At 67.1% G+C, this 26392-nt stretch carries 29 protein-coding genes; 14 read left to right on the forward strand and 15 right to left on the reverse strand.

Annotated features, from left to right (window positions below):
* The first annotated feature begins 235 nt into the window (after nt 1-235).
* Nucleotides 236-487 (forward strand): type II toxin-antitoxin system ParD family antitoxin, encoded by a 252-nt coding sequence (locus A6A05_RS06810; protein ID WP_068498747.1) that lies wholly within the window; start codon nt 236-238, stop codon nt 485-487.
* Nucleotides 484-807: a type II toxin-antitoxin system RelE/ParE family toxin gene (locus A6A05_RS06815; RefSeq protein WP_068498749.1), complete on the forward strand. Its 324-nt coding sequence runs from the start codon at nt 484-486 to the stop codon at nt 805-807. The genes A6A05_RS06810 and A6A05_RS06815 overlap by 4 nt, the downstream gene beginning before the upstream one ends.
* 92 nt (nt 808-899) lie before the next feature.
* Here A6A05_RS06815 and A6A05_RS06820 read toward each other — a convergent pair whose 3' ends face one another.
* Complete coding sequence (locus A6A05_RS06820; RefSeq protein WP_068498751.1) at nt 900-2396, reverse strand: carboxypeptidase M32; 1497 nt, start codon at nt 2394-2396, stop codon at nt 900-902.
* 55 nt (nt 2397-2451) lie between these two features.
* Here A6A05_RS06820 and elbB point away from each other — a divergent pair, with 55 nt between their 5' ends.
* Complete coding sequence (gene elbB / locus A6A05_RS06825) at nt 2452-3114, forward strand: isoprenoid biosynthesis glyoxalase ElbB (protein ID WP_068498752.1); 663 nt, start codon at nt 2452-2454, stop codon at nt 3112-3114.
* Complete coding sequence (yddG, locus tag A6A05_RS06830; protein ID WP_068498755.1) at nt 3111-3992, forward strand: aromatic amino acid exporter YddG; 882 nt, start codon at nt 3111-3113, stop codon at nt 3990-3992. Before elbB ends, yddG begins: the two co-directional genes overlap by 4 nt.
* Here yddG and A6A05_RS06835 read toward each other — a convergent pair.
* Nucleotides 3949-4374, reverse strand: a complete 426-nt coding sequence (locus A6A05_RS06835) for a thioesterase family protein (RefSeq protein ID WP_068498756.1) — start codon at nt 4372-4374, stop codon at nt 3949-3951. The genes yddG and A6A05_RS06835 overlap by 44 nt on opposite strands.
* Nucleotides 4375-4455: 81 nt before the next feature.
* Here A6A05_RS06835 and A6A05_RS22085 point away from each other — a divergent pair, with 81 nt between their 5' ends.
* Nucleotides 4456-5013, forward strand: coding sequence for a PAS-domain containing protein (locus tag A6A05_RS22085; protein WP_172822213.1), 558 nt, complete (start codon nt 4456-4458; stop codon nt 5011-5013).
* A gap of 94 nt (nt 5014-5107) precedes the next feature.
* On the opposite strand, the gene A6A05_RS06845 is transcribed toward A6A05_RS22085, so the two are convergent.
* The 12 genes from A6A05_RS06845 to A6A05_RS06900 all read right to left on the reverse strand — a co-directional run bounded on the left by A6A05_RS06845 (nt 5108) and on the right by A6A05_RS06900 (nt 15411).
* Entirely contained in the window at nt 5108-5515 is a 408-nt protein-coding gene (locus A6A05_RS06845; protein ID WP_068498760.1) for a cupin domain-containing protein, read from the reverse strand.
* Entirely contained in the window at nt 5512-6120 is a 609-nt protein-coding gene (locus A6A05_RS06850) for a glutathione S-transferase N-terminal domain-containing protein (protein WP_342670016.1), read from the reverse strand. The genes A6A05_RS06845 and A6A05_RS06850 overlap by 4 nt, the downstream gene beginning before the upstream one ends.
* Before the next feature lie 20 nt (nt 6121-6140).
* Complete coding sequence (gene gloB, locus A6A05_RS06855; protein ID WP_068498762.1) at nt 6141-6914, reverse strand: hydroxyacylglutathione hydrolase; 774 nt, start codon at nt 6912-6914, stop codon at nt 6141-6143.
* 30 nt (nt 6915-6944) lie between these two features.
* A complete protein-coding gene (locus tag A6A05_RS06860; protein WP_245644214.1) occupies nt 6945-7625 on the reverse strand; it encodes a class I SAM-dependent methyltransferase in 681 nt (226 codons plus the stop codon).
* On the reverse strand, nt 7622-8536 hold the full coding sequence (ubiA, locus tag A6A05_RS06865) for a 4-hydroxybenzoate octaprenyltransferase (RefSeq protein ID WP_068498765.1): 915 nt from the start codon (nt 8534-8536) through the stop codon (nt 7622-7624). Before ubiA ends, A6A05_RS06860 begins: the two co-directional genes overlap by 4 nt.
* 21 nt (nt 8537-8557) lie before the next feature.
* Nucleotides 8558-10294, reverse strand: coding sequence for an EAL domain-containing protein (locus tag A6A05_RS06870; RefSeq protein WP_068498766.1), 1737 nt, complete (start codon nt 10292-10294; stop codon nt 8558-8560).
* A gap of 70 nt (nt 10295-10364) precedes the next feature.
* Complete coding sequence (locus A6A05_RS06875; RefSeq protein WP_245644215.1) at nt 10365-11180, reverse strand: alpha/beta hydrolase; 816 nt, start codon at nt 11178-11180, stop codon at nt 10365-10367.
* Nucleotides 11181-11264: 84 nt separating this feature from the next.
* Nucleotides 11265-13202, reverse strand: coding sequence for an acetate--CoA ligase (acs, locus tag A6A05_RS06880; RefSeq protein ID WP_068498770.1), 1938 nt, complete (start codon nt 13200-13202; stop codon nt 11265-11267).
* A gap of 184 nt (nt 13203-13386) precedes the next feature.
* A complete protein-coding gene (locus A6A05_RS06885; RefSeq protein ID WP_068498773.1) occupies nt 13387-13716 on the reverse strand; it encodes a Rieske (2Fe-2S) protein in 330 nt (109 codons plus the stop codon).
* A complete protein-coding gene (locus A6A05_RS06890) occupies nt 13713-14126 on the reverse strand; it encodes an EVE domain-containing protein (protein ID WP_068498774.1) in 414 nt (137 codons plus the stop codon). The genes A6A05_RS06885 and A6A05_RS06890 overlap by 4 nt, the downstream gene beginning before the upstream one ends.
* The gene (locus A6A05_RS06895; RefSeq protein WP_068498776.1) at nt 14126-14401 is read right to left on the reverse strand and encodes a YciI family protein; all 276 of its coding nucleotides are present in this window, start codon (nt 14399-14401) and stop codon (nt 14126-14128) included. Before A6A05_RS06895 ends, A6A05_RS06890 begins: the two co-directional genes overlap by 1 nt.
* Before the next feature lie 17 nt (nt 14402-14418).
* Nucleotides 14419-15411, reverse strand: coding sequence for an NAD(P)H-dependent glycerol-3-phosphate dehydrogenase (locus A6A05_RS06900; RefSeq protein ID WP_068498778.1), 993 nt, complete (start codon nt 15409-15411; stop codon nt 14419-14421).
* A gap of 123 nt (nt 15412-15534) precedes the next feature.
* Here A6A05_RS06900 and A6A05_RS06905 point away from each other — a divergent pair, with 123 nt between their 5' ends.
* The 5 genes from A6A05_RS06905 (at nt 15535) to A6A05_RS06925 (ending at nt 20007) form a co-directional block, all read left to right on the forward strand.
* Nucleotides 15535-16500, forward strand: coding sequence for an SPFH domain-containing protein (locus A6A05_RS06905; protein ID WP_068498780.1), 966 nt, complete (start codon nt 15535-15537; stop codon nt 16498-16500).
* Between the two features lie 2 nt (nt 16501-16502).
* Nucleotides 16503-16943 carry an NfeD family protein gene (locus tag A6A05_RS06910; RefSeq protein WP_068498782.1) on the forward strand — a complete coding sequence of 147 codons (441 nt, stop codon included), beginning with the start codon at nt 16503-16505 and terminating at the stop codon, nt 16941-16943.
* Nucleotides 16940-17671 carry a 16S rRNA (uracil(1498)-N(3))-methyltransferase gene (locus A6A05_RS06915; protein WP_068498785.1) on the forward strand — a complete coding sequence of 244 codons (732 nt, stop codon included), beginning with the start codon at nt 16940-16942 and terminating at the stop codon, nt 17669-17671. The genes A6A05_RS06910 and A6A05_RS06915 overlap by 4 nt, the downstream gene beginning before the upstream one ends.
* A gap of 26 nt (nt 17672-17697) precedes the next feature.
* Entirely contained in the window at nt 17698-18039 is a 342-nt protein-coding gene (locus tag A6A05_RS06920; RefSeq protein ID WP_068498787.1) for a hypothetical protein, read from the forward strand.
* Nucleotides 18040-18108: 69 nt separating this feature from the next.
* A complete protein-coding gene (locus A6A05_RS06925) occupies nt 18109-20007 on the forward strand; it encodes a S41 family peptidase (RefSeq protein WP_068498789.1) in 1899 nt (632 codons plus the stop codon).
* On the opposite strand, the gene A6A05_RS06930 is transcribed toward A6A05_RS06925, so the two are convergent.
* Entirely contained in the window at nt 19980-21980 is a 2001-nt protein-coding gene (locus tag A6A05_RS06930; protein ID WP_068498791.1) for an ATP-binding protein, read from the reverse strand. The genes A6A05_RS06925 and A6A05_RS06930 overlap by 28 nt on opposite strands.
* Nucleotides 21981-22149: 169 nt before the next feature.
* Between A6A05_RS06930 and A6A05_RS06935 the strand changes: the two genes are divergently transcribed.
* Genes A6A05_RS06935 through hcrB form a run of 4 tightly spaced genes read left to right on the forward strand, consistent with a single transcriptional unit; the run spans nt 22150 to nt 26391 of the window.
* On the forward strand, nt 22150-22614 hold the full coding sequence (locus tag A6A05_RS06935) for a MarR family winged helix-turn-helix transcriptional regulator (RefSeq protein WP_068498793.1): 465 nt from the start codon (nt 22150-22152) through the stop codon (nt 22612-22614).
* A gap of 20 nt (nt 22615-22634) precedes the next feature.
* Nucleotides 22635-23102, forward strand: coding sequence for a 4-hydroxybenzoyl-CoA reductase subunit gamma (hcrC, locus tag A6A05_RS06940; RefSeq protein ID WP_068498795.1), 468 nt, complete (start codon nt 22635-22637; stop codon nt 23100-23102).
* The gene (gene hcrA / locus A6A05_RS06945; RefSeq protein ID WP_068498797.1) at nt 23099-25423 is read left to right on the forward strand and encodes a 4-hydroxybenzoyl-CoA reductase subunit alpha; all 2325 of its coding nucleotides are present in this window, start codon (nt 23099-23101) and stop codon (nt 25421-25423) included. The genes hcrC and hcrA overlap by 4 nt, the downstream gene beginning before the upstream one ends.
* Nucleotides 25420-26391, forward strand: a complete 972-nt coding sequence (gene hcrB, locus A6A05_RS06950) for a 4-hydroxybenzoyl-CoA reductase subunit beta (protein ID WP_068498799.1) — start codon at nt 25420-25422, stop codon at nt 26389-26391. Before hcrA ends, hcrB begins: the two co-directional genes overlap by 4 nt.
* Nucleotide 26392: the final 1 nt, after the last annotated feature.

The raw sequence follows: 26392 nt of genomic DNA on the forward strand, positions 1-26392 counted from the left end.
CAGTGTCGCGGAAAGGGGGAAGGGAGTCAATTAAGTGCGCTGTCACCGGAACTGCAATCGTTTCAATATGTTAGAGTGCAGTGTCGCTTGCGGCAGACAAGGCCGGAAGTGAGCTGTCAGTGCCGTGTGCCTGCGCGAACCCGTCCCGGCGCGAGGGCATGTCCATCGCGCCCGATAACACAATCTGCGCATTATATGTTATCATGGCTCCGTGCCATTCGAGGAGTGCGCTGGAATGAACGTATCCATTGGAGACCGCTGGGAACAGTTCGTGGAGCAAGCCGTCAAGGCCGGGCGCTACAGCTCGGCGAGCGAAGTTGTGCGCGAAGGGCTGCGGCTGGTGGAAGAGCGCGAAGCCAAGCTGAAGGCGCTGCGTGCCACCCTTGACGCTTCCATTGCCGCAGGTGGTGAGGTCACCGAGGACGAACTGGATCAGGCCATTGCGGTCCGCAGCGAGGAGCTGAAGGGCAAGGGTATTGGGGCGTGAGGCGGCTGGTCTATCTAGCCTCGGTTCGACAGGACCTGCTCGATATCCTGAATTATGTCGCCGCCGAGAGTGGCAGCGTGGCCGTCGCCCAGGGGGTCATCACCCAGCTTCGTGGTCGGTGCCACGCTATCGCCTCCAAGCCCGGCACCCTCGGTCGCGCCCGGCCCGAACTGCGAACGGATATCCGCAGTATCGCCCACAAGGGCTACGTCATCTTCTTCCGGTACGTCGAGGACTGGTTGGAGGTGGTGAACATTCTGGAAGGCCACCGCGACATTGACGCCCATTTCTCGGAAACGAATGTTGTCGCGCCTGAATAGGCCCGCTGCCATGGCCAAAACCAAGCCGACACTCCGCTGCGGTTCATCATGCCTATGGGTTCTACGACGCCCTGGTCCGATCGGACCGTACCCTAAACCAGATAGCGCGCCGCCAGATGCGCCTTGAACACGCTGGCATCCAGCGGCCGGCCGGTGGCTTGGGTCAACAGGCCCCGGGTCGATAGGCTGGAGCCCTTGCCGTGGACATGCTCGCGCAGCCACAGCAGCAGCGGCGCGAAGTCGCCCCGCTGGATGGCGGCGGGAATGCCCGGTACCGCCTTCTTGGCGGCGTCGAACAATTGGGCGGCGGTCATCGCGCCCAGGGTGTAGGTGGGGAAGTAACCCCAGGCGCCGCCGAACCAGTGGATATCCTGCAGACAACCCAGCCGGTCGTCGGGCGGCGTGATGCCCAGCAGGCGCCGGTAGCCCGCGTCCCAGGCCTCGGGCAGGTCGTCCAGTTCCATCCGCCCCTCGATCAGGGCCTTTTCCAGGCCATAGCGGATGATGACGTGGGCGGGATAGGTCGCTTCGTCGGCATCGACGCGGATGAAGCCGCGCTCGACCCGGGTGAAGTGGCGGGCCAAATTGTCGGGCTCCCAGGCCGGGCCTTCAGTCTGGAAGGCCTCGCGCAGCAAGGGGGCGGCGAAGGTCAGGAATTCGCGGCTGCGGCAGGCCTGCATCTCCATCAGCAGGCTTTGGCTTTCGTGCATCTGCATGCCGCGCGCCCGCCCGATCGGCTGGCGCCGCCAGGGTGCTGCCGGCAGGCCCATCTCGTACAGGGCGTGGCCGGTCTCGTGGATCACCCCCATCAGCGATTTGGTGAACTGGGCCTCGTCATAGCGGGTGGTCAGGCGGACGTCGGCGGGGATGCCGCCGCAGAAGGGATGCAGGCTTTCATCCAGCCGGCCATGGCCGAAATCGAAGCCCAGCACCTCCATGATCGTCTTGCCCAGCGCCTTCTGGGCGGCGGTGGGGAAGGGGCCGGGCAGGGCCAGGGCGGCCGGGCGGGCGGCCTGGACCGACAAGGCCCGCTCGATGAAGTCGGGCAGGAAGGTCTCCAGGTCGGCGAACACAAGGTCGATGTCGGCCGAGCGGCCATCGGGCTCGTACTGGTCCAGCAGGGCGTCGTAGATGCCGACCCCCAGGGCCTCGGACTTGGCCTGGCCGGCCTCGCGGACCAGGGCCAGCAGCGGCTTCAGGGTCGGCAGCACGCGCTGGAAATCGGCGGCCGGGCGGGCGTCGCGCCATACCATCTCGCAGGTGGATTCCGCCTTGGACAAGGCCTCGACCAACTCGGCCGGCACCGCCGCCGCATGGACCCAGTCGCGGTGCATCTCGTGCAGGTTGGCGGCCCGCCACGGGTCCAGCGCCTCGGATCCGGCCGCGCCCAGCAGGTCTTGCACCTCGGGCGCGGTGACGGTCTGGTGGATGATGGTCTTGATCAGGGCCATCTGCTCGGCCCGGGCCTGGGCGCCGCCTTCCGGCATCATCGCCGACATGTCCCACGACAGCACGGCCAACGCCTCGCCCAGGGTGGCGGCCTTGTCGAAAATCGCTTCCAGACGGCCAGTGGCGGGGGTGGCGGACATGGGGGCTCCTTGGCTACACTGCCTTCCTTCGTACAGATGGCAACGGGGCAAGTCCATGACCAAACCAAATTTCGCCGTGGTTCTGTCGGGTTGCGGCGTCTATGACGGCGCCGAGATCCACGAGGCGGTCCTGACCTTGCTGGCCATCGACCGGGCCGGCGGCGCGTATGCCTGCTTCGCCCCCGACCGCGCCCAGATGCATGTGGTCAACCACCTGACCGGCGAGGCCACCGCCGAAAGCCGCAACGTGCTGGTGGAATCGGCCCGCATCGCGCGCGGCAAGATTTCGCCGCTGTCGGCCTTCAAGGCCGCCGATTTCGACGGCCTGATCTTTCCCGGCGGCTTCGGCGCTGCCAAGAACCTGTCAAGCTTCGCCGTCGATGGGCCTGGCTGTTCGGTCGATGCCGATGTCGCGGCGGCCATCAATGCCATGCATCAGGCCGGCAAGCCGATCGGCGCTTTGTGCATCGCGCCCGCCGTGCTGGCCAAGGTGTTGGGCGGCAAGGTGTCGCTGACCATCGGGTCCGACCAGGGTACCGCCGCCGCCATCGAGGCCATGGGCGCCACCCATTGCCCGACCACCCATGCCGAGGTGGTGGTCGATCAGACCCACAAGGTGGTGACCTCGCCCTGCTACATGCTGGATGCCAGCATCGGCCAGATCGCCGACGGCGCCGCCGCCACGGTGGCGGCGATCTTGAAGCTTCTGGGCCGTTGAACCCCACCCTGGTCGGCGCGGCGGCGCTGGCGCTGTGGTCCAGCCTGGCGCTGCTGACCGCCGCCAGCGGCGCCTTGCCCCCTTTTCAGATGGTGGCGGTGACCTTCGGACTGGCGGCCCTGATCGGCATCACCGTGCAGCTGGCGCGCGGCCTTGACCCGCTGGCCCGGCTGCGTCAGCCGGCCGGCGCCTGGCTGTTGTCGGTGGGCGGGCTGTTCGGCTATCACGCCCTTTACTTCCTGGCCCTGAAGACGGCGCCGTCGATCGAGGCCAATCTGATCAATTATCTGTGGCCGCTGTTGATCGTGCTGGGTTCGGCCCTGCTGCCGGGCGAGCGCCTGTCGGGCCGCCATCTGGCCGGCGCGCTGGCCGGTTTTGCCGGAATCGGCCTGCTGACGACCGGTGCCTCGTTCGATCCGGCCCATTGGCCGGGCTATCTGGCCGCCCTGGCCTGCGCCGTGGTGTGGGCCGGCTATTCGGTGGCCAACCGGCGCTATGCTGCCGTGCCGTCCGACGCCGTCACCGGCTTTTGCGCCGCCACCGCCCTGCTGGCCGCCATCGCCCACCTGGCCTTCGAAAGCTGGGTGGCGCCTTCCGGCACGGAATGGCTGGTGCTGGTGCTGATGGGGGCCGGCCCGGTGGGGGCGGCCTTCTTCGTGTGGGATTACGGCGTCAAGCATGGCGACGTCCGCACCCTGGGGACGCTCGCCTATGGCACGCCCTTGGCCTCGACGCTGCTGCTGGCCCTGTTCGGCCAGGGGGAGCTGGACGCCCGGGTGATGACGGCCGCCGCCCTGATCGTCGGCGGCGCCGCCCTGGGATCAGGCGCCCGGATCAGGACGAAAGGGCCGCCCGCTTCTGCGCCAGACGGCCGTTGAAGCGGTCCCACGCCACCACCGCACGGTCGTGACGGCCGGCGCCGATCTGGTCGATTTCGTCACGGGCCACCACGCTCCAGCCCAGCCGGGGGCCATCGACCCTGTCGCAGGTGACGGTTACCGTCACCGTCTGGCCGGGCAGGGTGGGGGCGGTGTGGTCGACGGCGATGGCGATACCCAACGAGCCCTCGCCTTCGTCCAGATGGGGGGCCAAGGCCTCGATGCAGGCCCATTCCATCAATCCCACCATGTAGCCGGTGGCGAACACCCCGGGCATGGCGGTGAACGAACGCGATTCCGGGTAAAGGGCCGGCACCGTCTTGGCATCGGTGACGGTGAAGGCGAAGGTGAAGAGGTCACCGACCTGGGGCGAGGATTTCATCGCGGGCCTCCTTTGCAACGCGGACAAGTTTGCGCCACCATGGGGGCCGAGCCCACCCGGGGGATTCCGAGGCAGATGGTGATGGATATCCTGCAAGACACCTTGGACCAGTTGGAGGTCGGCATCATCCGCTTCGATGCCGAGCTGAGGCTGGTGGCGTGGAACCGCGCCCTGATCGAGATGATGGGCTTTCCGACCGAGATGATGGTTCCCGGCACGCCGTTCCTGGCCTTCGTCGAGTTCAATATCGCGCGCGGCGAGCATGGCAGCGGCGAGAGCCGGCTGATCGTGCGCCAACGTCTGGCCAGCCTGACCGATAGCTATGCCCGGCGTCGGCCCGACGGCACCCTGATCCGGGTCCAGGGCCGGGCCATGGCCGATGGCGGCATCATGAAGGTGTTCACCACCCGCGAGGCGGATACGGGCGGCGCCCAGGCCGCGCCCGAACTGTCGGGCCGCGAGCGCGAGGTGCTGCTGTGGGCGGCCCAGGGCAAGACTGCGTGGGAAACCGCCTCGATCCTGGGGATCTCGCCCAAGACGGTGGAATTCCACCTAGCCAATTGCGGCAAAAAACTGGGCACCACCGCCAAGGCCCAGACCATCCTGGCAGCGGCGCGGCGCGGGCTTTTGCCGCTTTAGGGGCTGTTTGGTCTAGGCTGGGGCACAATTCCTCCACCCGTCAAGCCCGAGGGTGACGAGAGGAAAGTCGGATTCTGCCAAACTCAGACAGGCGCTAAGGCTCCCACCCCGGCGGCGCCATCTCGAACCCGTCGAAGGAAAAGGCCGGCGCCACCACGCACGACACCTGCGCCCATTCGCCCAGCGGCTCGGCCGCCTGCCAGGAATGGGCCGGCACCACCGCATGGGGCACCTGGCCGGCCAGCACGTCGCCGCCCAGGATCAGCTCGGTGCCGTCGATCCTTAGCTTCAACGGCCCGCCGGCGTGCCAGGCCCAGATCTCGGCGGCATCGACGCGGTGCCAGTGTGATCGTTCGCCCGCCTTCAGCAGGAAGTGGATCACCGTGCAGGCGCCGCGCCCGCTGTTCGTGCCGACATCGCGGAAGGTCTCGGCGTAATGACCGCCCTCGGGGTGGGGCCGAAGCCCCAGCCGGGCGATGATGGCATCGGCCTGGTCGCTCATTCCTTCGGCTCGGTTTCCTGGACCGAACGGCGGTTATGGGTGGTGGCGTACCAATGGGCCAGGTGCGGACGGCCGGCGCGCCAATCGCCGACGGCGCCGCGGAAGTCCAGATAGCCCAGCGTCGCCACCACGGTCAGCGGCCCGATCAGGAAGACGCTGCTCCAGTGGCCGATATCCTTTTCCAGATGATCGAGCGAGCGGGTGATGGCCGCCTTCTGGCGATCGATCCAGCCGCTCCAGCGCTTATCCTCGGGGCGCAGCGTCTCTTCGACGCGAATGGCCACGGCGGCGTCCAGGATGCCGTCGGCCAGGGCCTGGATCTTCAATTGGCGCCAGCGTTCCTGGCCGTCGGCCGGGAACAGCTTGTGGCCGGTATGCAAGGAATCCAGGTACTCGCAGATCACCGGCGAATCGTAAAGGGCCTGGCCGTCCTCCAGGATCAGCGCCGGCACCTTCGACAGCGGATTGTCGGCGGTCAGATCGGCTTCCGAGGCCCAGGCGTTGGTCGGGACCATCTCGACCCGGTGGTCCAGCCCGCACTCGATCAGCGTCATCCACACCTTGCGGGCGTAGGGAGAGGTGTGGGAATAGCGTAGCTTCATCATCGGTTCTCCGAGAGGTCAGATCAAAACACGTCCTTGCGGCGGCGCAACTCAGCGAATACCTGGGCTGGCGGGGTCCCGGGGGGCAGGCCGACCGCCTGGGCGATGTCGGCGCGGTCGGCGCGCAGGAACGGATTGGTGGCGCGCTCGTCTTCCATGGTGGTCGGGATGCTGGACCGGCCCTGGGCGTTCAGCCGCGCCACCTGCTCGATACGGGCCTTCAAGGCCGGGTTGTCGCGATCCAGCACCTTGGCGAAACGGCCATTGGCGGCAGTGTATTCGTGGGCGCAATAGATATTGGTGTGATCGGGCAGGTCGCGCAGCTTGGCCAGGCTTGCCCACATCTGGTCGGCGGTGCCCTCGAACAGGCGGCCGCACCCCAGCGAGAACAAGGTGTCGCCGCAAAACAGTGCCGCCGAATCCGGGAACCAGAAGGCGATGTGGCCGCTGGTGTGGCCCGGTGTCTCGAACACCATCGCCGCCGCGTGGCCCAGCAGGAAGGTGTCGCCTTCCCCCACTTCCAGATCGATGCCGGGGATGCGTTCGGCATCCTTGCGCGCGCCCACAACCTGGGCGCCGGTCGCCTTCTTCAGGTCCAGATTGCCGCCGGTATGGTCGCCGTGATGGTGGGTGCAAAGGATGTGGGTCAGGCCCCAGCCCTTGGCCGCCAGCAATTCGAGGACCGGGGGCGCGACCGCCGGATCGACCACCGCCGTAGCACCGCTTTCCGGCTCGTGCAGCAGGTGGATGTAATTGTCCGACAGGACGGCGATCTGCTCGATGGTCAGATGGGACATGGGCGGCCTCGCGCGGAGCTTGGCGCCATCTTACCCCACGATGCGGTAGACCACCACCTCGCGTGAGGTCTTGTCTTCCAACTCCAGGCTGGTCTGGACGTTCCTGCGATCGACCTCGAGAAGGCCCATCTTGGGCAGATAGGCCCGGCCGGGATCGGCCATCAGCACCATGGCACCCTCGGCGGCCAGCTTTCGAAGCCACGGCCAGATATGCTCGGTCATCGGCCTTTCGTAGCAGACGTCGCCGGCCACCACCACGTCCCAGCGATTGGCCTGGCCGACCAGATCGTCCAGCACCACCGCCACCTCGACGCCGTTCAGGCGGGCGTTGTTCATGATGGCCGCCCCGGCCAGGGCATCGATTTCGGCCGCTTCGACCTGGGCCGCGCCGTTGATGGCGGCTGCCACCGCCGACACCCCGCAGCCGGCGGCGAAATCCAGCACCCGCTTGCCCCGCACCAACTCGGGGTGGTCCAGCACATAGCGGGTCAGGGCCTGGCCGCCGGCCCAGCAGAACGCCCAATAGGGGGGCGGCACGTTCATGCCGTCCAGCGCGTCCTCGGTGGCCTGCCACAAGGGCGTGATCTCGGTGGCCAGGTGCAGTTTGATTTCCGGGCAGGCCGGCGGGCTGGCCACCCCTGTCACCTCGCGGATGAAGGCGGCCGGATCGGACGCCATCAAGGCCCGGCAATGGTCGATGTCCAGGCTCATGCCAATTTGCCCCCGATGATCGCCGCCAGCAGCGCCCAGCCGAAGAAGCGGTTGGACTTGAACTTGTCCAGGCAGTCGGCGCCGTCGTCGATATCGACGGTCCGGACCTGCCAAGCCAGTTGCAGCCCGGCCAGGGCCAATCCCGGCCAGAAGGCCCAGGACAGCCCGGCCAGCCAGCCGGCAACGCCGACCAGGGCCAGGGTGCCGCCATAGAAGCCGACCAGCCAGGCGGGCGTGGAATCGCCCAGGCGCAAGGCCGTCGACTTGATGCCGACCATGATGTCGTCTTCCTTGTCCTGGTGGGCGTAGATGGTGTCGTAGCCCAGGGTCCACAGGATGCCGGCGGCGTAGAGGACCAAGGCGGGCAGGCCGATCTCGCCGGTGACCGCCGCCCAGCCCAGCAGCGCCCCCCAATTGAAGGTCAGGCCCAGCCAGGCCTGCGGCCACCAGGTGATGCGCTTCATCAGCGGATAGGGAAACACCAACAGCAGCGAGGCGGCGCCGACCATCACGGCGAAGGGCGGCAATTGCAGCAAGATGGCCAGGCCGACCAGCAATTGCAGCGCCAGGAAGGCCAATGCCTGGGGCACGCTGACCGCACCCGAGGGGATCGGGCGGCCTTGGGTGCGGGCGACCAGGGCGTCGAACTTGTGGTCGGCGATGTCGTTGACGGTGCAGCCGGCGCCCCGCATCACCACGGCGCCGACGGCGAACAGGATGAACAGGCGGATGTCCGGCCAGCCCTCGGCGGCCAGCGCGCTGCTCCACCAGCAGGGAAACAGCAACAGCCAGGTGCCGATCGGGCGGTCAAGCCGCATCAGCCGCAAATAGGGCCGGGCCGGGGCGGGAATCCAGCGGTCGATCCAGTTGCCGACCGGGATGTCGCCATTCAGGGAGACGGGGGCATTCATGGCGCCAAGCAATAGCCGAAATCAGGCGGCGCCGCCATTGGTCTTGGCGGGGTCCTTCTTCGGCGGTGGCGGTGGGCGGTAGACCAGCAAGCCGTTGTGCCAGACCAGATTGTTGATGGCCCAGCCCTTGGTGGGGGCGGCATCGTCGTGGGCCGGCTGCATCGGTTTCGAGAACATGTAGCCCTGGCCGAAACGGACCTTCAACAGGCGCAGCAGCGCCACCGTCTTGGGGGTTTCGACATATTCGGCGATGGTGCCGACCTTCAATTCGCCGCACAAGGCGGCGATCGAGCGCAGGAACGGCATTGCCGCACTTTCGTCGGTGATGTCCTTGATATAGCTGCCGTCGATCTTGACGTGATCGACCTGCAAGGCGCGCAGGTAATGGAAGGCGGCCGAGCCGGCGCCGAAATCGTCGAGACAGACCGGAAAGCCCTGTCGGCGCAGGGTCTGCAGCACGCCATTGACCGACGGCAGATCATCGACCTCGGCCGATTCGGTCAGCTCGAACAGCAGCCTGCCCCTAAGGTCGGCGCACGAGGCGACCACGTCCAGCAGGCGCCGGGCGGTGGGCGCATGGGACAGCGAGCGGCCCGACAGGTTGACGGCGAAGCGCAGCGCGTCGTGGCGGCCCTGCGGCGAGCGCATGAAATTGATGGCCCGATTCAGGATGGCCATGTCCAGCGTGCCGACGATGCCGACATTCTCGGCGAAGGTCACCGTTTCGAACGGCGAGGCCTGACCGGGAAAACGGACCAGGCATTCGAAATGGTGCACCACGTCGGTCCACAGATCGATGATCGGCTGGAACACCAATTCGAAGCGGCCGTGGTCGATGGTTTCCTTGATCTGGCGGATCTGGCTGACGGTGTCGGACAGGCTGGTGCGGACGTCGCGGGCCATGCTGTCCAGACTGATGCTTTCGCCCTGGGCGAAACGGTTCAGCGAATAGAGCAGGGCGTTGGTGGCTTCCTCCGACGAGATGCCGGCGGCGTCCAGAGCCAGGGTCATGGCCTGGATCGGCTGGACCTTGTCGTCGGGCAGGAAAGCCTTGACCAGATCGGTGACGGCATTCTCGATGGCGCCGGCGCTGACCAGCGGCGAATGGATGATGCCGAAGCGTCCTTCGCCCAACTCGGCCGCCGCGTCGCCGCCGACCGAGGCCGCCTTCAGCCTTTCGCCCAACTCAGCGACGAATTCGTCGGCCTTGACGGTGCCGACGGCGGCTCGCACCTGCTCGACATGCGGCACTTCGACCATGGTCAGCTGATAGGACTGGTCGGGGTCGCCGCCCATGCTGCCTTCGTCCATCATCCGCCGCGCCAGCGCCGAGAAATCCTCGCGCCCCAGCAGCCGGCTGACCGGATTGCGGTTCTCGTCGGGGACTTCCAGCGCGGCGGCATGGGTCAGGGCGATCAGACGGGCGCCGGGCTGGTCGGGATGACGATAGCCGGCCAGCGCCACCGGCTTGGGCGGACGGTTCTGGTCGCCGGGCGTGTGCAGCAGCAGATGGCGGACCCGCTCGCCCTCGTCCATGCGGACCAGGGCGCGATCGACGCGTTCGTTGTCCTGGGGGATGAACAGGTTGACCAATTGCAGGTCGGTCAACGCCCGCGCCGGCTTGCTGGTCAGTGCCATGGCAGCGCCGACGGCGAAGGTGATGCGCCCGTATTCGTCGACTTCGAGCAGCAGATCGGCAGCTGCGAAAGCGAAGGCTACGTAAATCTCGCGCGAGCGGGCCAGATCGCCAGCCGCCATGGCCACTCCCTACTGAAATCACAATAAATTATGGCATGATACAAAAGGCTAGGCCAGCGGCGACTTCTCGCTACCACCGGGTCAATTCCGCCAGGAATTCCATCACCGCGTCGGCGCCACCCTTGTCCCAGATGTCGTTATGCCCGGTCTCGGGCAGGAACAGGCCGTGCTTTTCGCGAGCCGACTGCGCCCGGCCCAGGATTTCCTTGCCCATGCTCGCCGGCACCAGATCGTCCAGCTCGCCATGCAGCAGCAGTAAGGGCGCGGTGACGGCACCGATCTGCACGCGGTTGTCGAAGCGATCGGCCATCAGCAGCCGGGCCAGGCCGGGCAGCAGATAGGACGGCGCCAGGTCGGGCAGGCAGGTGAAGGGGGCTTCCAGGATCACGCCGGCCAAGTCCTCGAGCTCACCGGCCAGGCGGGTGACGATGCCGGTGCCCAGGGATTCGCCGTACAAGACGATGCGGCTTTGCGGGATGCCCTTGCCGATCAGCCAGTGCAGGGCGGCCCGGCCGTCCATGACCAGCCCGGCCTCGGTGGGATTGCCGGGATTGCCGCCAAAGCCGCGATAGCCGGCCAACAAAACGCCATGGCCGGCATCCAGCAGGCGCCGCGCCTTGGCGGCGCGGTCGGCGATGGTGCCCGAATTGCCGTGATAGAAGACGATGGTGACGCGGTCGGGCTTGGTGGGCGGCGCGTACCAGCCGGTGACCAGCCAGCCATCGGCCGACGAAACCTGCAGCGACACCATTTCGGGCAGGCCGACCGCGGCCGGCTCGGGCCGGGTGCGGCCGGGATGATAGATCATCGAGCGCTGAAACAAGGCGGTGGCGGCGACCAGCACGAGGTAACCCGCGACCAGCGCCACCAGGATTTCGACGATCACCCACGGCGTCCTTTTCATCGGGTCCGTTCAAAGAAAAGGGCCCGCCGACGATGCGGCGGGCCCTTCCCAGTCATCGGAACCGTTTTAGCCGCGATTCATGCGGTTGTCGATCAGATCATCGACGACGGTCGGATCGGCCAGGGTCGAGGTGTCGCCCAGGGTGCCGTAATCGTTCTCGGCGATCTTGCGCAGGATGCGGCGCATGATCTTGCCCGAACGGGTCTTGGGCAGGCCCGGCGACCACTGGATCAGGTCGGGGCTGGCGATCGGGCCGATTTCCTTGCGGACCCAGGCCACCAGTTCCTTGCGCAGGTCTTCCGACGGCTCTTCGCCCTGGATCAGGGTGACATAGGCATAGATGCCCTGGCCCTTGATCTCGTGCGGATAGCCGACGACGGCGGCCTCGGCCACCTTCGGATGGGCGACCAGGGCCGATTCGACCTCGGCGGTGCCCATGCGGTGACCGGACACGTTGATGACGTCGTCCACGCGGCCGGTGATCCAGTAATAGCCGTCGGCGTCGCGTCGCGCGCCGTCACCGGTGAAGTACAGGCCCTTATAGGTCGAGAAATAGGTCTGACCGAAGCGCTCGTGGTCACCGTAGATGGTGCGCATCTGGCCCGGCCAGCCCGGCTCGGCCAGGCACAGATTGCCTTCGACGGCACCTTCCAGCACCTTGCCCTCGGCATCGACCATCAGCGGCTTGACGCCGAAGAACGGACGGGTGGCCGAACCCGGCTTCAGGGCGGTGGCGCCGGCCAGCGGGGTGATCAGGATGCCGCCGGTCTCGGTCTGCCACCAGGTATCGACGATCGGGCAACGATTGTCGCCGACGACGCGGTGGTACCACAGCCAGGCTTCCGGATTGATCGGCTCGCCGACCGAGCCCAGCAGGCGCAGGCTCTTGCGGCTGGTCTTCTTGACCAGTTCCTCGCCTTCGCGCATCAGCGAGCGGATGGCGGTCGGAGCGGTGTAGAAGATGTTGACCTGGTGCTTGTCGCACACCTGCCAGAAGCGCGAGGCGTCCGGGTAGGTCGGGATGCCTTCGAACATCAAGGTGATGGCGCCGTTGGCCAGCGGGCCGTAGACGATGTACGAGTGGCCGGTGACCCAACCCACGTCGGCGGTGCACCAATAGATGTCGCCCTCGTGATAGTCGAAGACGTACTGATGGGTCATCGAGGCATAAACCAGATAGCCGCCGGTGGTGTGCAGCACGCCCTTCGGCTTACCGGTCGAACCCGAGGTGTAAAGGATGAACAGCGGATCTTCCGCGCTCATCTCGGCCGGCTTGTGGGTGGGGGCGGCCTTTTCGGTCAGGTCGTGGTACCAGCTGTCACGGCCGGTGACCATGTGGATGTTGCCACCGGTGCGCTTGACGACGATGACGTTCTTGACCGACCAGCAGGTCTCCAGCGCCTTGTCGACGTTGGCCTTCAGCGGCACCTTGCGGCCGCCGCGCAGACCCTCGTCGGCGGTGATCACCAGCGAGCTGTCGCAATCTTGGATGCGGCCGGCCAGGGCGTCGGGCGAGAAGCCGCCGAACACGATCGAGTGGATGGCGCCGACGCGGGCGCAGGCCAGCATGGCGACGGCGGCCTCGACGATCATCGGCAGATAGATGGTGACGCGGTCGCCCTTCTTGACGCCCAGGCCTTCCATGGCGTTGGACAGGCGGCACACCTGCTCGTGCAGTTCACGGTAGGTGACGTGCTTCGATTCGTTCGGGTCGTCGCCTTCCCAGATGATGGCGGTCTGGTCGCCGCGCTTCTCGAGGTGGCGGTCCAGGCAGTTGGCGGCGACGTTCAAGGTGCCGTCCTCGTACCACTTGATGCTGACGTCGCCTGAATAGCTGACGTTCTTCACCTTGGTGTAGGGCTTGATCCAATCGATGCGCTTGCCGTGCTCGCCCCAGAAGCCATCGGGGTCCTTGACCGACCGGTCATACCACTCCTGGTAGGTCTTCTCGTTGATCAGCGCATTCTTGGCGAATTCCGCGGGAACCGGAAAAAGGTCGGCCATGTCGGTTTGTCTCCACTCGATTATGGTTTTGCCCGTAGGAAGGGGGAGGCGGGCTTTGTTGTTAACCCCGGTGCAGGCGGGGATTATGGTCAAGTTGTTGGAATGACTCAACCCCCTGGACGCAACAAACGACAGATTCCCTTGTGCTGCAGCGCAACATTGTAACGCTGTTGTCAGCGGATGGTCACTCTGGGGCGACCACCATTCCATCCTCGATGGAAACCGGCACGGCGACCAGCGAGCGGCCCTTGCAGGGGCCCAGACGGCACAGCCCGGTGGCCGGGTCGAAGCGGGCGCCGTGCAGCGAGCATAGAATCTCGGTCTTGGACAAATCGAGGAAGTGGTCGGGTTCCATTTCCAGCGGCGCGCCGACATGGGGGCAGCGATCGACGAAGGCGGTGACGGATGGGCCCTGGCGGACCACGAACACCGCCTCGACCTGGCCGTTGATGGTCAGGCGGAACGGCCCCTTGGCGCCCTTCTTCGGCAGGTCGGCCAGGGCGCACAGGATCACGGACCCACGCCCCCCAACCCGCACAGGATGTCCCATGATTGGTCGTCGATGGGCATGACGCTCAGGCGCGATTGCTTGATCAGGGCCAGGTCGGCCAGGCGGGGGTCGGCCTTGATGGCGGCCAGGGTCACCGGGTGGGGGACCGGCCGCACCGCCTTGAGGTCCGGGCACACCCAGCGCGGGTCTTCGGCGGTGGGGTCGGGATAGGCCTCGCGCGCCACCTCGACGATGCCGACGATGCGCTTCTCATCGACCGAGTGATAGAAGAACGCCAGGTCGCCGACCTTCATCGCCTTCAGGAAATTGCTGGCTTGGTAATTGCGCACGCCGGTCCAGGCGGTGACACCGTCCCGCACCTGATCGTCCCACGACCAGGCGCCGGGTTCGGACTTGACCAGCCAGCGGGCCATCAGGGCAGGACCTTCTTGTAGGGCAGAACGGTGACCGTCTCGAACAGGCCGGCCTTGGCATAGGGGTCGCCGGCCAGGAAAGTGTCCAACTCGGCGCGGCTGGCGAAATCGAGCACCAGCACCGAACCGACCATGCCGGTGCGGTCCTCGGTCTGCACCGGGCCGGCCATCACCACCTTGTCCGGATGGGCCTTCAGGTATTCCAGGTGGTTGGCGCGGTTGTCCTGGCGCAGCTGCAGGGCGCCGGGCTTGTCTTGGCAATGAACGACATACATGGGGGCTCTCCTTGGTTTTATCGGGTCTCGGCCCGAAACGGCCGGTTCAGCAGGGCGGCGATGGCCTGGTCCAGGTCCTGGCCGCGATTGATCACCGAATCGACGCCGGCGCAGATCGGCATCTCGATGCCCAGGCGGCCGGCCAGGTCGACCACCGCGCCGGCACTCCACACCCCTTCGGTCACCGCCCGGCGGCTGGCCAGGATATCGGCCAGCGAGCGGCCCTCGCCCAGGGCGAAGCCCAGCGAGTAATTGCGCGACTGGGTCGATGACGCGGTCAAGATCAGGTCGCCCAGGCCGGACAGGCCCATCAGGGTCTCGGGCCGGCCGCCCTTGGCCACCGCCAGCCGGGTCAGCTCGGCCAGGCCGCGGGTGATCAGGGCAGCGCGGGCATTGTCGCCCATGCCGCGCCCCTCGACGATGCCGCAGGCGATGGCCAGCACGTTCTTGACGGCGCCGCCGATCTCGGCGCCCACCAGATCGTCGGCCAGATAGGGGCGGAAGGTCGGCGTGCCGACCGCCTCCACCAGACGTTTGCCCAACACTTGGTCGGCGCAGGCCAGGGTTACCGCCGTCGGCAGGCCGCGCGCCACCTCGATGGCGAAGGTCGGACCCGACAGCACGGCGATGGCGGCGGTGGGCAGTTCGGCCTCGACCACCTCGGTCATCATCGCCAGCGTGCCCTGCTCGATGCCCTTGGCGCAGATCACCGCCGGGGTGCCGGGGCGCCACAGCGGCGCCAGGGCGCGCGCGGTGGCGCGCAGGTGCTGGGCCGGGGTGACCAGCAGCACCACCCCTTGGGCGGCGATCTCGGCCAGGTCGATGGTGGCGCGGATGCCGCATTCCAGCGCGATGCCGGGCAGATAGGTGGCGTTGGTGCGGGTGGCGTTGATGCCGGCCACGACTTCCGCCTCGTGCGCCCACAGCACGACGTTGCGCCCGGCCCGGCGGATGGTGGCCGCCAAAGCCGTTCCCCACGCGCCCGCGCCGACGATGCCGATGCTGTCCATGCTGTTCCTCCGTGATCCCTGCCTGGGTTATGCCCCGAGCCGGTCCGGCGGGCAACACTTGCGGCGACAAAAGTTCGGACTTATCCCTATACTCGCGATAAGCGCGATCATCGGGGGGAAATCATGTCCGGTTTGGCACTCTTCACCGCGGCCGTGGTGGTCCTGGCGGTCGTTCTGGTGGTCCTGGGGGTCAAGGTGGTGCCGCAGGGCTTCGAATTCACCGTCGAGCGATTCGGGCGCTACACCCGCACCCTGTCGCCGGGCCTGCATCTGATCATCCCGTTGATCGACCGCATCGGTCGCCAGTTGAACGTCATGGAACAGGTGGTCGACGTCCCCAGCCAGGAAATCATCACCCGCGACAACGCCATGGTCACCGTCGATGGGGTGGTGTTCTTCCAGGTGCTCGACACCGCCCGCGCCGCCTATGAGGTGTCCAACCTGCAGGTGGCGATCTTGAACCTGATCATGACCAACATCCGCACGGTGATGGGCGGCATGGACCTGGACGAATTGCTGTCGCAGCGCGACCGCATCAGCGCCCAGCTCTTGGTGGTGGTGGACGAGGCGACCCAGCCCTGGGGCATCAAGGTCACCCGCATCGAGATCAAGGACATCGCCCCGCCGCGCGACCTGATCGACGCCATGGCCCGTCAGATGAAGGCCGAGCGCGACAAGCGCGCCGCCATCCTCGAGGCCGAGGGACTGAAGCAGGCCGAGGTGCTGAAGGCCGAGGGCCAGAAGCAAAGCCAGATCCTGGCCGCCGAAGGGCGCCGCGAGGCGGCCTACCGCGATGCCGAGGCCCGCGAGCGAGAGGCCCAGGCCGAGGCCAAGGCGGTGTCCATGGTCTCGGAAGCCATCAGCGGCGGCCAGGGCATGGCGGTCAATTACTTCGTCGCCCAGCGTTATGTCCAGGCGCTGGAGAAGGTCGCCGCCGCCCCCAACCAGAAGCTGGTGATGATGCCGCTCGAGGCCTCGGGCGTCATCGGCGCCATCGCCGGCATCGCCGAATTGGCCAAGGACGCCCTGGGCAAGCCGGGGCCGGTGCAGTCCCTGTCGCGCGGTCCGATCCTGCCGGCCGGGGAATAGCGATGGTCCCGGTCTTCTGGCACTGGCTGATCCTGGGCAGCGCCCTGATCGCCCTCGAGGCGATGGTGCCGGGCACCTTCCTGCTGTGGCCGGGCATCTCCGCCTTCCTGACCGGCATCCTCGCCTATGTGGCTCCCGGTCTGGGCTGGGAGGTGCACGGGGTGGTCTTCGCCGTGCTGACGGTGGCGTCGGCGGTCCTGGGGCGGCGGCTGTACGCTCGCCTGCGCCAGCCGGTCTCGGACCAGCCGCTGCTGAACAAGCGGGGCGAGCAATTGATCGGCAGCCGCCACGTCCTGGATGGCGCCCTGCAGAACGGTCGCGGCCGCATGACCATCGGCGACACCACCTGGAGCGTCGCCGGCCCCGATCTGCCGGCCGGGACCAAGGTGGTGGTCACCGCCATCGACGGCAATTGCCTGCACGTCACGGCTGCCGACGCATGAACCGCCTGTACGTTGCCGCCGACCTGGCCGCGGGCGCCGTCCTGACCTTGGGCAAGGACCAGTCGCACTATCTGGCCAATGTCATGCGGGCCAAGCTGGGCGAGATGGTCCTGCTGTTCAACGGCCGAGACGGCGAATGGCAGGGCGAACTGACCGATGTCGGCAAGAACGCGGTGCGGCTGGTCATCGGCGCGCAGACCCGCCCCCAGCCACCCGAGCCCGATCTGTGGCTGCTGGCGGCGCCGTTGAAGAAGGACAACACCGATCTGGTCGCCGAAAAGGCGGCCGAGCTTGGGGTCAGCCGCCTGTGGCCGGTCTTCACCCGGCGCACCGTGGCGGCCCGCGTCAATACCGACCGCCTGCGCGCCCACCTGATGGAAGCGGCCGAGCAGTGCGAGCGCCTGACCGTTCCCGACCTGGCGGAGCCGGCGGCCTTGGACAAGGTGCTGGCCGGCTGGGACCCAGCGCGCACCTTGATGTTCCTTGATGAAAGCGGGTCGGGCCCGCCCTTGGCCCAGGCCTTGCCGCAATCCGGCCCGCTGGCGGTGCTGGTCGGCCCGGAAGGCGGCTTCGCCCCCGAGGAACGCGCCCTGTTGGCCACCTGCGCCTTTGCCCGGCCGGTGTCGCTGGGGCCGCGCATCCTGCGGGCCGAAACCGCCGCCATCGCCGCCCTGGCGGTGGTTCAGGCCATCGTCGGGGATTGGCGGACGCCGCCCAGAGGGGCATAATCCGCACCCCCGACCCGGAGATTCCCATGCCGCCGAAGATCAATCCGCTGAAGCTCAATCCCCTGCAGAGCAAGACCCTGGTGCTGTTCCAGGAACTGGCCAGGTCCGACGAGACCAGCAACACGCTGGAAAGCGGCGACAAGGTGCTGACCACCCTGCCGCAGCCGCACGGCAACCATTTCCATGTCGGGCGCAAGGTGGTGATGACCGCCGACGCCACCGGCCTTGCCAATCAGGCGGTGTGGGTGGCGCTGGAAAGGAAGGGCCTGATCCGCGGCACCTTCCCCTATGCCCTGACCCTGACCAAGGCTGGCCAGGACTACGATACCGGCCTGGCCGACAAGATCCTGCACGGCTCCGATCATTAAGGGTTGTTCCCCTGTTGACATTCGCCTGACGGATGCGTGTCATGGCCGGGATCGGTCGTGGGGGCATCGATGGCGAACGTTTCTCGGGCCGCACTGTTCCTGGTGGTTTTGCTGCAAGCCGGTTGCGCGCAGAAATCGGTACCGCTTGCCTGCTTCGATACGTCGCCCGGAAGGGGCACCGCGTTCGGGCAGGCGCTGGAACTGACGGTCCGCGCGCATGGGACGGCGGTGCGGGCCGAGCAATTGGCGCTGGCCGGCTTGAATGGGCTGGCCGAGATCGATCCCGATCTGTCGTTCACGCGCACCCGCGATCATGTCCGCGTCGAGGTCAAGGGCAAGCCGCCCTTTGACAAGAACGCGGTCGGCGGCTTGGGGGAAACGTCCTGGCGAGAGATTTCGGCCGAATTGGTTCGGTCGGCGGCGCGGCTGTCCGGCGCGGTAGATGCCGCCCCTCCCGAGCGTATCCAGCAAGTGATGGTCGATGCCATGTTGGCCGCCCATCCGCCGCAATCCTTGCCGTGCGCTGGCAGCACGTCTCCGGTGGCGCGGTTGGACTTTCCGGTGGAGAAGCCCGCTGCGGCCGGGGCGGCGCCGAAGCCGGTCTTCGAGGCCGTCGCCCATCCCGCGCCCAGGACGCGGCCGGCCCTGCGCGAGACTATCGGGCGCGACTTCGTCCAGATGATGCACACGGTTCTTCGTATCCACCTCGAGCCGGTCTCGGCGGATCGCTTCGTGGCGGACGGATTGGCCGGGCTCAGTGACCTTGATCCGTCCTTGCGACTGGATGGGCGCCCGCTCGAGCCGCTCGAGTGGGAGCCGGCGATCAATGCGGCGATCTCCTCGTCGCCGCGATTGAAGGCCCAAGAGCCGACGGACTTGTTCGCCAAGATGGCCGACAAGGCCCTGTCCGGCTTGGGGTCCGGCTCGCGCTTCGTTCCGGTCTCGGTCCAGCAAATGGCGGGAGCGGGAATTGTCGGTGTGGCGCTGGACCAGACGCAGACGGGGGGATTGATCATTCGGGTTCAGCCGCGTTCGCCGGCGGCCCGGGCCGGATTGTCGCCCGGCGATCGGATCGTCGCGGTGGACGGCGTTCCCGTCGGCGGGCGGACCGGGGAAGAGGTGGCAGCCCGCCTGCGCGGCCAGCCTCAGAGTACGGTGACGCTGACGGTCCAGCTGGCCAAGACCGGAGGCTCGGTCAATATCGGGCTGGTTCGGGCGTATGGTGCGTCCATCGATGTCGATGTCCGTGATCGCCTGGTTTGGGTGACGGCCGAGGCCTTTCAGCAGGGATCGGTGCATACAATCGGTGGGGCGATCAAGAAAGCGATCCCGGACAATGGGCCGAAATCGGACGGCATGGTTCTGGACCTGCGGGGCTGCGCGGGGGGCTCGCTTCATGATCTTTGGGCCGCTGCCGCCATGTTCGAACCGGGAATTTCGCCCTTCGTGCTGCGACAAAGGCAGTCCTGGCCGGCATCGCCGACAAACGGGTCGTTGGCCGGGCTGGGGCGTGGCGTGCCGCTGGTGGTGCTGGTGGACCGCTACACCGCCGGCGGATGCGAGTTGTTGGCGGATCACTTGCAGGCCAAGGCCGGCGCGGTGGGGATCGGCGTTTCCACGGCGGCCAAGGCGATCATCCAGGATATGTTGCCGATGGGGGCCTATGGCTCGGTTCGCCTGACCACCGGCCGGATCGAAGCGGCAGACGGCCGGCGGGTCGATGGTATCGGGATGATCCCGACGCTGTGCACCGCCAATGCCTCGACGGTGTCGGAGGTGTTGGCGCAACTGGACGATGGCCGGGCCGGACAAGCGCGCGCGGCCGCCCTGGGCAGCGATGTGGCCCGGCTGGAGCAGCGCAGCCATTGCCCGGCGTCGAACCGGGCCGGTCAGAGTCTGGAACAGGACGTGGCGCGGCGGCTGTTGTCCGATCCCGGTCTTTACGCGAAGGCGCGCGGCGCGGGCTGATCCAGTTCCGCCCGCAGCACGAAATGGAAGACGGTGCCGCCGCTTGCCGCCTCGTCGACCCAGATGCGTCCGCCGTGGCGTTCGACGATGCGCTTGCACATGGCCAGGCCCATGCCGACGCCGGGGATGGCGCTGTGGGTGTGCAGCCGCTTGAAGATGGTGAAGACCTGGGTGCGAAATTCCGGGGCGATGCCGATGCCGTTGTCGGTCAGGCTGAAATGCCAGCTTAAGCCCTCGGCCCGGCATTCCAGGGCGATGATCGGGGCCGCCTCGGGATTGCGGTACTTGATGGCATTGCCGATCAGGTTCTGGAACAGCTGGATCAGCTGGATTTCGTCGCCGGTGACCACCGGCAGCGCCGGGATGGTCAATCGCGCCCCGGAATCGGCGATGGCGGCCCGTAAATTGTCGCCGACCACCGCCAGGACCTTGTCCAGGCTGACCGGCTCGAAATGCTCGACCAGCGCGTTGACGCGCGAATAGTCCAGCAAGCCATCGACCAGCGCCACCATCTGCTTGGCGCCCCGGACCACGAAGCCGATGATGTCGGCGCCGTCCTCGCCCAATTGGGGGGCGTAGCGACTTTCCAGCAACTGGGCAAAGCGGACCACCGTGTTCAGCGGCTCGCGCAGATCGTGCGAGGCGGCATAGGCGAAGCGTTCCAGGTCGGTGTTCGACCGGCTCAGCGCGTCGATGGTGCGGGTCAGCTGGTCCTGGGCCTGCTTGCGTTCGTCGATGTCGCGCACCACCACCAGCAGCCGCTCGGGGCCGTCATCGATGAAGGCGCGGCGCATGCTGACCTCGACCCAGAACAATCTGCCGTCCAGGCGCCGGGCGTACCATTCGAAACATTGCGGGCCGTCGGCCGAGCGGGCGATCCAGGCCATGGCCTCGGCCTCGCCATAGGGCGGGTTGCCTTCGCTCAGGTCGTTGACGCGAATGTCGGCCAGGGCCACGGTGCGCACGCCGTACATGTCGCGCATCCGCTGGTTGGCCATCAAGATGGCCCCGGTATCGGCATCGTGGATGAAGATGGCGTCGCTGATGTTGTCGAAAATGGTGCGGAAGCGCTGCTCGGACATCGCCAGCCGATCCAGGGCGCCCCGCAACTCGGCGGTCTTGATGCGGACCCGGCGCCTCAGCGACCACGCCCAGGCCGCCAGGCCCAGCCCGACCGCCACCGCCACGACGGCCGCGACGGTCACCTGATGCTGCCATTCCTCGTCCTCGGCGCTGGTCAGGCCCTGGCCCAGCCAGCGCTTGTCGATCTCTTGCCGTTCGGCGGCGGTGATCTGGGCGAAGCCTTGCTCGATCAGGCGGAAGGTCGCGGTCTGGCCCTTGCGGACCGCCCAATGGAACTGGCCGGTGTAAAGCGGCGGCGAGGTCAGAAATCGGCGCTCGAGCCCCTTCTTGGTCAGGAAATAGATCGCCGGCGGCTTGTCGATGCAGAACACCTTCAACTCGGCGGCGGCGGCGGCGTCGGCCATCGCCTCGTAGCTGGGATAGGGCTTGACGGTGTCGATGCCCCTTTCCGCCAGGACGTCGATGCAGGCGTCGCCGGTCTTGACCCCGATGGTGAAGCCCTTGACCGTCGAGGCGTCCTTGATGCCCGACAGATGGGCGTCGAACACCAGCGGCACGTCGATGGTGGCGTAGGGGCCTGAGAAATCGTAGATCTTCTCGCGCGCCGGATTGCGGAAGATGGTGTCGATGGCGTCGGCCTTGCCATCGTTGAACTCGGCCAGCGCCTGGCCCCAATCCAGGCCGCGCAGGGTGACCGGAATGCCGGTCTTCTTGGACCACAGCGCCCAGACATCGACCAGGATGCCCTGAAGGTTGCCGCCGCCATCCTTGAAGACATAGGGCGGATAATTGTCGTCCATCACCACGGTGATCGAGGCCGGCGCGGCGCCAGTGGGCCATGGAAAGGCCGCCATCGCCAAGATGGCGAAAGCCGCCAACAGTCCCTTCATTGGCCGCATACCCATCGTGACGCCCCTACGCCGCCATACATCCGGAAGGGTATTCCCTTGGCCATAGCACGGCCAGGGAAATTTGAAGGGCATTGTTCACCTGGGATACAAATTCCTTGACGGCTTTTGTTTCCTTGGTGAACAATATCCTCGCACCCAGGAGCCGCCCATGACCGCCCGTCGCAAGCCCGCCATCATCGAAACCGGATCGCTGTCCTACGGCATGCTGCCGGGATTGCTGGGTTTCCACCTGCGTCGCGCCCAGGTGTCGCTGTTCAAGCATTTCGCCCGCACGGTCGGCCAGGTGGCGGGTATCACGCCGGGCCTGTTCGGCATGCTGCAGGTGATCGCCGCCAATCCCGGCCTGGCGCAAAGCCGCCTGGCCGAGGCGATGGAGGTCGAGCGTTCGACCATCGTCAAGGTGGTCGATCAGCTGGAAGCGCGCGGCCTGATCGTGCGCGAGCCGTCGGCGGTCGATCGCCGCTCGCATTGCCTGGAACTGACCGAACTGGGGCGGGCCGAGCTGGCCCGCATGGAGCAGCTGGTCCTGGCCCACGAGGCCGAGCTGGCCGCCAAATTGACGCCCGAGGATCGCCAGGAACTGACCCGCCTGCTGATCCAGCTGGCCGACTGACAACCCAAGGAGAGCGCGCTTTGAAATCCATCCTGGCCCTGACCGTCAATGGCCGCCGCCGCGAGGACCTGATCCCCGACGGTATGCTGCTGATCGATTACCTGCGCGATTTCGCCGGCCTGACCGGCACCAAGCAGGGCTGCGACGGCGGCGAGTGCGGCGCCTGCACCGTGCTGGTGGACGACCGCCCGCGCCTGGCCTGCTCGACCCTGGCCCATCAGGTGGCGGGCAAAAGGGTCGAGACGGTCGAGGGCCTGACCCGCTCGGGCCGGATGAGCGCCCTGCAGCAGGCCTTCCACGAGAAGCTGGGCACCCAGTGCGGCTTTTGCACGCCCGGCATGATCATGGCGGCCGAGGCCCTGCTGCGCAAAAACCCCGATCCCAGCCGCGACCAGATCAAGGCGGCCCTGGCCGGCAATCTGTGCCGCTGCACCGGCTATGTGAAGATCGTCGAATCGGTGGAAGCCGCCAAGGGGGTCAGCCCATGACCGCCCGCAAACTGGAAAAGGCCGCGCGCACCGGCAATGTCGGGGTGCCGACGCCCTTGATCGACGGCATCGAGAAGGTCACCGGCAAGGCCAAATATACCGGCGACATGAAGGCCACCGACGCCCTGGTCGGGCGCATTCTTCGAAGCCCGCATCCCCATGCCTTGGTCAAGTCGATCGACCTGTCGGCCGCCCTGGCCCTGGACGGCGTCGTGGCCATCTGCACCGGCGATGATTGCGACAAGCCTTACGGCGTGCTGCCGATCGCCGAGAACGAATATCCGCTGGCCAAGGGCAAGGTGCGTTACCGCGGCGACCCGGTGGCGGCGGTGGCCGCCATCGACGAGGAAACCGCCGCCCGCGCCCTGAAGCTGATCCGCGTCGAGTACGAGACGCTGCCGGCGGTGTTCGAGGCCAGGAAGGCCATGGCCGCGGGCGCGCCGGTGCTGCATGACGACAAGCCCAACAATGTGCTGCGCGACGTCCACAACGAGTTCGGCGATGCCGAGGCCGGATTCAAGGCCGCCCATCTGGTGCGCGAGAAAAGCTTCCGTTTCGCCGAGATCAACCACGCCCATATCGAGCCCAACGCCACCCTGGCCGAGTTCGACGCCGAACGCGGCACCCTGACGCTGACCACCACCACCCAGGTTCCCTATTACGTCCACCTGAAGGTGGCCCAATGCCTGGAGATGGACACCGCGCGCATCCGCGTCATCAAGCCGTTCCTGGGCGGCGGCTTCGGCGCACGCACCGAGACCTTGCACCACGAGATCATCGCGGCCCTGCTGGCCCGCAAGGCGCAAGGCACGGTCCGGCTGATGCAAACGCGCGAGGAGACCTTCATCGCCCATCGCGGCCGCCCCGACACCGAGATCAAGCTGAAGCTGGGCCTGACCGAAGCCGGCCGCATCACCGCCTGCCATATGGAGGTGATCCAGCGCGGCGGCGCCTATGCCGGCTATGGCATCATCACCATCCTTTATTCCGGCGCGCTGCTGCACGGTCTTTACGACATCCCCAACATCAAGCATGACGGCTGGCGGGTCTATACCAACACGCCGCCCTGCGGCGCCCAGCGCGGCCACGGCACCGTCGACCCCCGCGCCGCCTTCGAGGCGCTGATGAACGAAATGGCGGTGGAACTGGGGCTGGACCCGGCCGATGTGCGCCGGGTCAATCTGATCGGCGCCATCCCCTACACCACCCTTTATGCCCAGAAGGTGATGAGCTACGGCCTGCCGGAATGCATCGACAAGGTGGTGGCGGCGTCGGGGTGGGCCGAGCGGCGCGGCAAGTTGGGGCGCGGCCGGGGCTTGGGGCTGGCCTGCTCGCACTTCGTCTCGGGCACCTCGACGCCGAAGCATTGGACCGGCGAGCCGCACGCCACCGTCAACCTCAAGCTGGATTTCGACGGCGGTATCACCATCCTGACCGGCGCCGCCGATATCGGCCAGGGCTCGAACACCATGGTCGCCCAGGTGGTCGGCGAGGTGCTGGGCGTCGATTGGGGCCGCCTGAAGGTGATTTCCGCCGACAGCGCGCTGACGCCTAAGGATAACGGGTCGTACTCGTCGCGCGTCACCTTCATGGTCGGCAATGCCGGCATCGACGCCGCCAGCGCCCTGAAGAAGGTGCTGGTCGAGGCGGCGGCCAGGAAGCTGGACGCCCATCCCGCCGACATCGAGGTCGAGGGCGAGCTTTATCGCGTCGCCGGCGGCCAGGACCCGGGCCTGGCCTTCCAAGAGGTGGTCAAGGCCGCGCTGATCGACACCGGCACCCTGACCGTCAAGGGCACCTTCACCTGCCCGACCGAGTTCATGGGCGACAAGAAGATCCGGGGCAGCGCCATCGGCGCCACCATGGGCTTTTGCTATGCCGCCCAGGTGGTCGAGGCCAGCGTCGATGAGGTGACCGGCAAGGTCACCGCCCACAAGGTGTGGGTGGCGGTCGATGTCGGCCGCGCGCTCAACCCGCTGGCGGTGGAAGGCCAGGTCCAGGGCGGCGTGTGGATGGGCATGGGCCAGGCGATGAGCGAGGAAACCCGCTACGACGAAGGCCGCATGCTGCACGGCAATCTGCTGGATTACCGGGTGCCGACCATGGCCGAAAGCCCGGACATCGAGGTGTTCATCGTCGAAAGCATCGACCCCAACGGCCCGTTCGGCGCCAAGGAAGCCAGCGAGGGCATGCTGGCCGGCTTCCTGCCCGCCGTGATGGACGCGGTGTACGACGCCGTCGGCATCCGCCCCGACACCCTGCCGTTGACGCCCGACCGGATCACCGAATGGCTGGACGCCGCCCAGGAGGCCGCCCAATGAACCTGATGCCCGACCTGAAGACCGTCCGCCCCGCCAGCCTGCCCGAGGCCTGCAAGGCCCTGACCGAAGGCAGCGCCCACGCGGTGGCCGGCGGCACCGACCTTGTGCCCAATCTGCGCCGTGGTCTGTTGGAACCGGCCGTTCTGGTCGATCTGACCGCGCTGGACGGCTTTGCCGCCATCGAACCCACCGCCGATGGCGGCCTGCGGCTGGGCGCCGGCGCCACCCTGGAAGCCATCGCCGAGAACCCGGATGTGCTGGCCGCCTATCCGGGCCTGGCCCAGGCGGCGCTGGGGGTGGCCGGGCCGACCCATCGGGCGGCGGCCAGCTTGGGCGGCAATCTGTGCCAGGACACCCGCTGCGTCTTCTATAACCAAAGCGAATGGTGGCGGGAAGGCAACGGCTATTGCCTGAAGCTCAAGGGCGACAAATGCCATGTGGTGGTCAAAAGCGACCGCTGCTACGCCACCTATCACGGCGATGTCGCCCCGGCCCTGATGGTGCTGGGCGCCACCGCCGAAATCGCAGGCCCCATCGGCAAGCGCACGCTGCCGCTGGCCCAGTTGTTCGTCGAATCCGGGGCGCAGCACCTGTCGCTCAATCCCGGCGAGATCGTTTGCGCCATCCAACTGCCGCCGGCCGATGGCCTGCGCTCGGCCTATGAAAAGGCCCGGGTGCGCGACGCCGTCGATTTCCCGCTGGCCGGCATCGCCGTGTCGTTGCGCAAGGATGGCGCGACCATCGCCGCGCTTAAGGTGGCGGTGACCGGGACCAACTCGGCCCCGGTCATGGTTCCCACCGACGGATTGATCGGCAAGGCCTGGGACGCCGACGCCGCCAAGGTCCTGACCGAAAGCGTGCGCAAGACCAGCCTGGTCTTGAAGACCACGGTGATGGGCGCCAAGTACCGCCGCAGGGTGGCGCAAGGCCTGGCCAAGCGCCTGATCGACCGGTTGTGGGAAGACTGAG

Origin of the sequence: Magnetospirillum moscoviense (assembly GCF_001650635.1) — a bacterium.
Taxonomy (GTDB): Bacteria; Pseudomonadota; Alphaproteobacteria; order Rhodospirillales; family Magnetospirillaceae; genus Magnetospirillum; species Magnetospirillum moscoviense.

Coding starts and splice junctions, on each gene's coding strand:
- A6A05_RS06810 (WP_068498747.1), top strand. CDS start 236: ATGAACGTATCCATTGGAGACCGCTGGGAACAGTTCGTGGAGCAAGCC.
- A6A05_RS06820 (WP_068498751.1), bottom strand. CDS start 2,396: ATGTCCGCCACCCCCGCCACTGGCCGTCTGGAAGCGATTTTCGACAAG.
- elbB (WP_068498752.1), top strand. CDS start 2,452: ATGACCAAACCAAATTTCGCCGTGGTTCTGTCGGGTTGCGGCGTCTAT.
- A6A05_RS06835 (WP_068498756.1), bottom strand. CDS start 4,374: ATGAAATCCTCGCCCCAGGTCGGTGACCTCTTCACCTTCGCCTTCACC.
- A6A05_RS22085 (WP_172822213.1), top strand. CDS start 4,456: ATGGATATCCTGCAAGACACCTTGGACCAGTTGGAGGTCGGCATCATC.
- A6A05_RS06845 (WP_068498760.1), bottom strand. CDS start 5,515: ATGAGCGACCAGGCCGATGCCATCATCGCCCGGCTGGGGCTTCGGCCC.
- A6A05_RS06850 (WP_342670016.1), bottom strand. CDS start 6,120: ATGATGAAGCTACGCTATTCCCACACCTCTCCCTACGCCCGCAAGGTG.
- gloB (WP_068498762.1), bottom strand. CDS start 6,914: ATGTCCCATCTGACCATCGAGCAGATCGCCGTCCTGTCGGACAATTAC.
- A6A05_RS06860 (WP_245644214.1), bottom strand. CDS start 7,625: ATGAGCCTGGACATCGACCATTGCCGGGCCTTGATGGCGTCCGATCCG.
- ubiA (WP_068498765.1), bottom strand. CDS start 8,536: ATGAATGCCCCCGTCTCCCTGAATGGCGACATCCCGGTCGGCAACTGG.
- A6A05_RS06870 (WP_068498766.1), bottom strand. CDS start 10,294: ATGGCGGCTGGCGATCTGGCCCGCTCGCGCGAGATTTACGTAGCCTTC.
- acs (WP_068498770.1), bottom strand. CDS start 13,202: ATGGCCGACCTTTTTCCGGTTCCCGCGGAATTCGCCAAGAATGCGCTG.
- A6A05_RS06890 (WP_068498774.1), bottom strand. CDS start 14,126: ATGGCCCGCTGGCTGGTCAAGTCCGAACCCGGCGCCTGGTCGTGGGAC.
- A6A05_RS06895 (WP_068498776.1), bottom strand. CDS start 14,401: ATGTATGTCGTTCATTGCCAAGACAAGCCCGGCGCCCTGCAGCTGCGC.
- A6A05_RS06900 (WP_068498778.1), bottom strand. CDS start 15,411: ATGGACAGCATCGGCATCGTCGGCGCGGGCGCGTGGGGAACGGCTTTG.
- A6A05_RS06905 (WP_068498780.1), top strand. CDS start 15,535: ATGTCCGGTTTGGCACTCTTCACCGCGGCCGTGGTGGTCCTGGCGGTC.
- A6A05_RS06910 (WP_068498782.1), top strand. CDS start 16,503: ATGGTCCCGGTCTTCTGGCACTGGCTGATCCTGGGCAGCGCCCTGATC.
- A6A05_RS06915 (WP_068498785.1), top strand. CDS start 16,940: ATGAACCGCCTGTACGTTGCCGCCGACCTGGCCGCGGGCGCCGTCCTG.
- A6A05_RS06920 (WP_068498787.1), top strand. CDS start 17,698: ATGCCGCCGAAGATCAATCCGCTGAAGCTCAATCCCCTGCAGAGCAAG.
- A6A05_RS06925 (WP_068498789.1), top strand. CDS start 18,109: ATGGCGAACGTTTCTCGGGCCGCACTGTTCCTGGTGGTTTTGCTGCAA.
- A6A05_RS06930 (WP_068498791.1), bottom strand. CDS start 21,980: ATGAAGGGACTGTTGGCGGCTTTCGCCATCTTGGCGATGGCGGCCTTT.
- A6A05_RS06935 (WP_068498793.1), top strand. CDS start 22,150: ATGACCGCCCGTCGCAAGCCCGCCATCATCGAAACCGGATCGCTGTCC.
- hcrA (WP_068498797.1), top strand. CDS start 23,099: ATGACCGCCCGCAAACTGGAAAAGGCCGCGCGCACCGGCAATGTCGGG.
- hcrB (WP_068498799.1), top strand. CDS start 25,420: ATGAACCTGATGCCCGACCTGAAGACCGTCCGCCCCGCCAGCCTGCCC.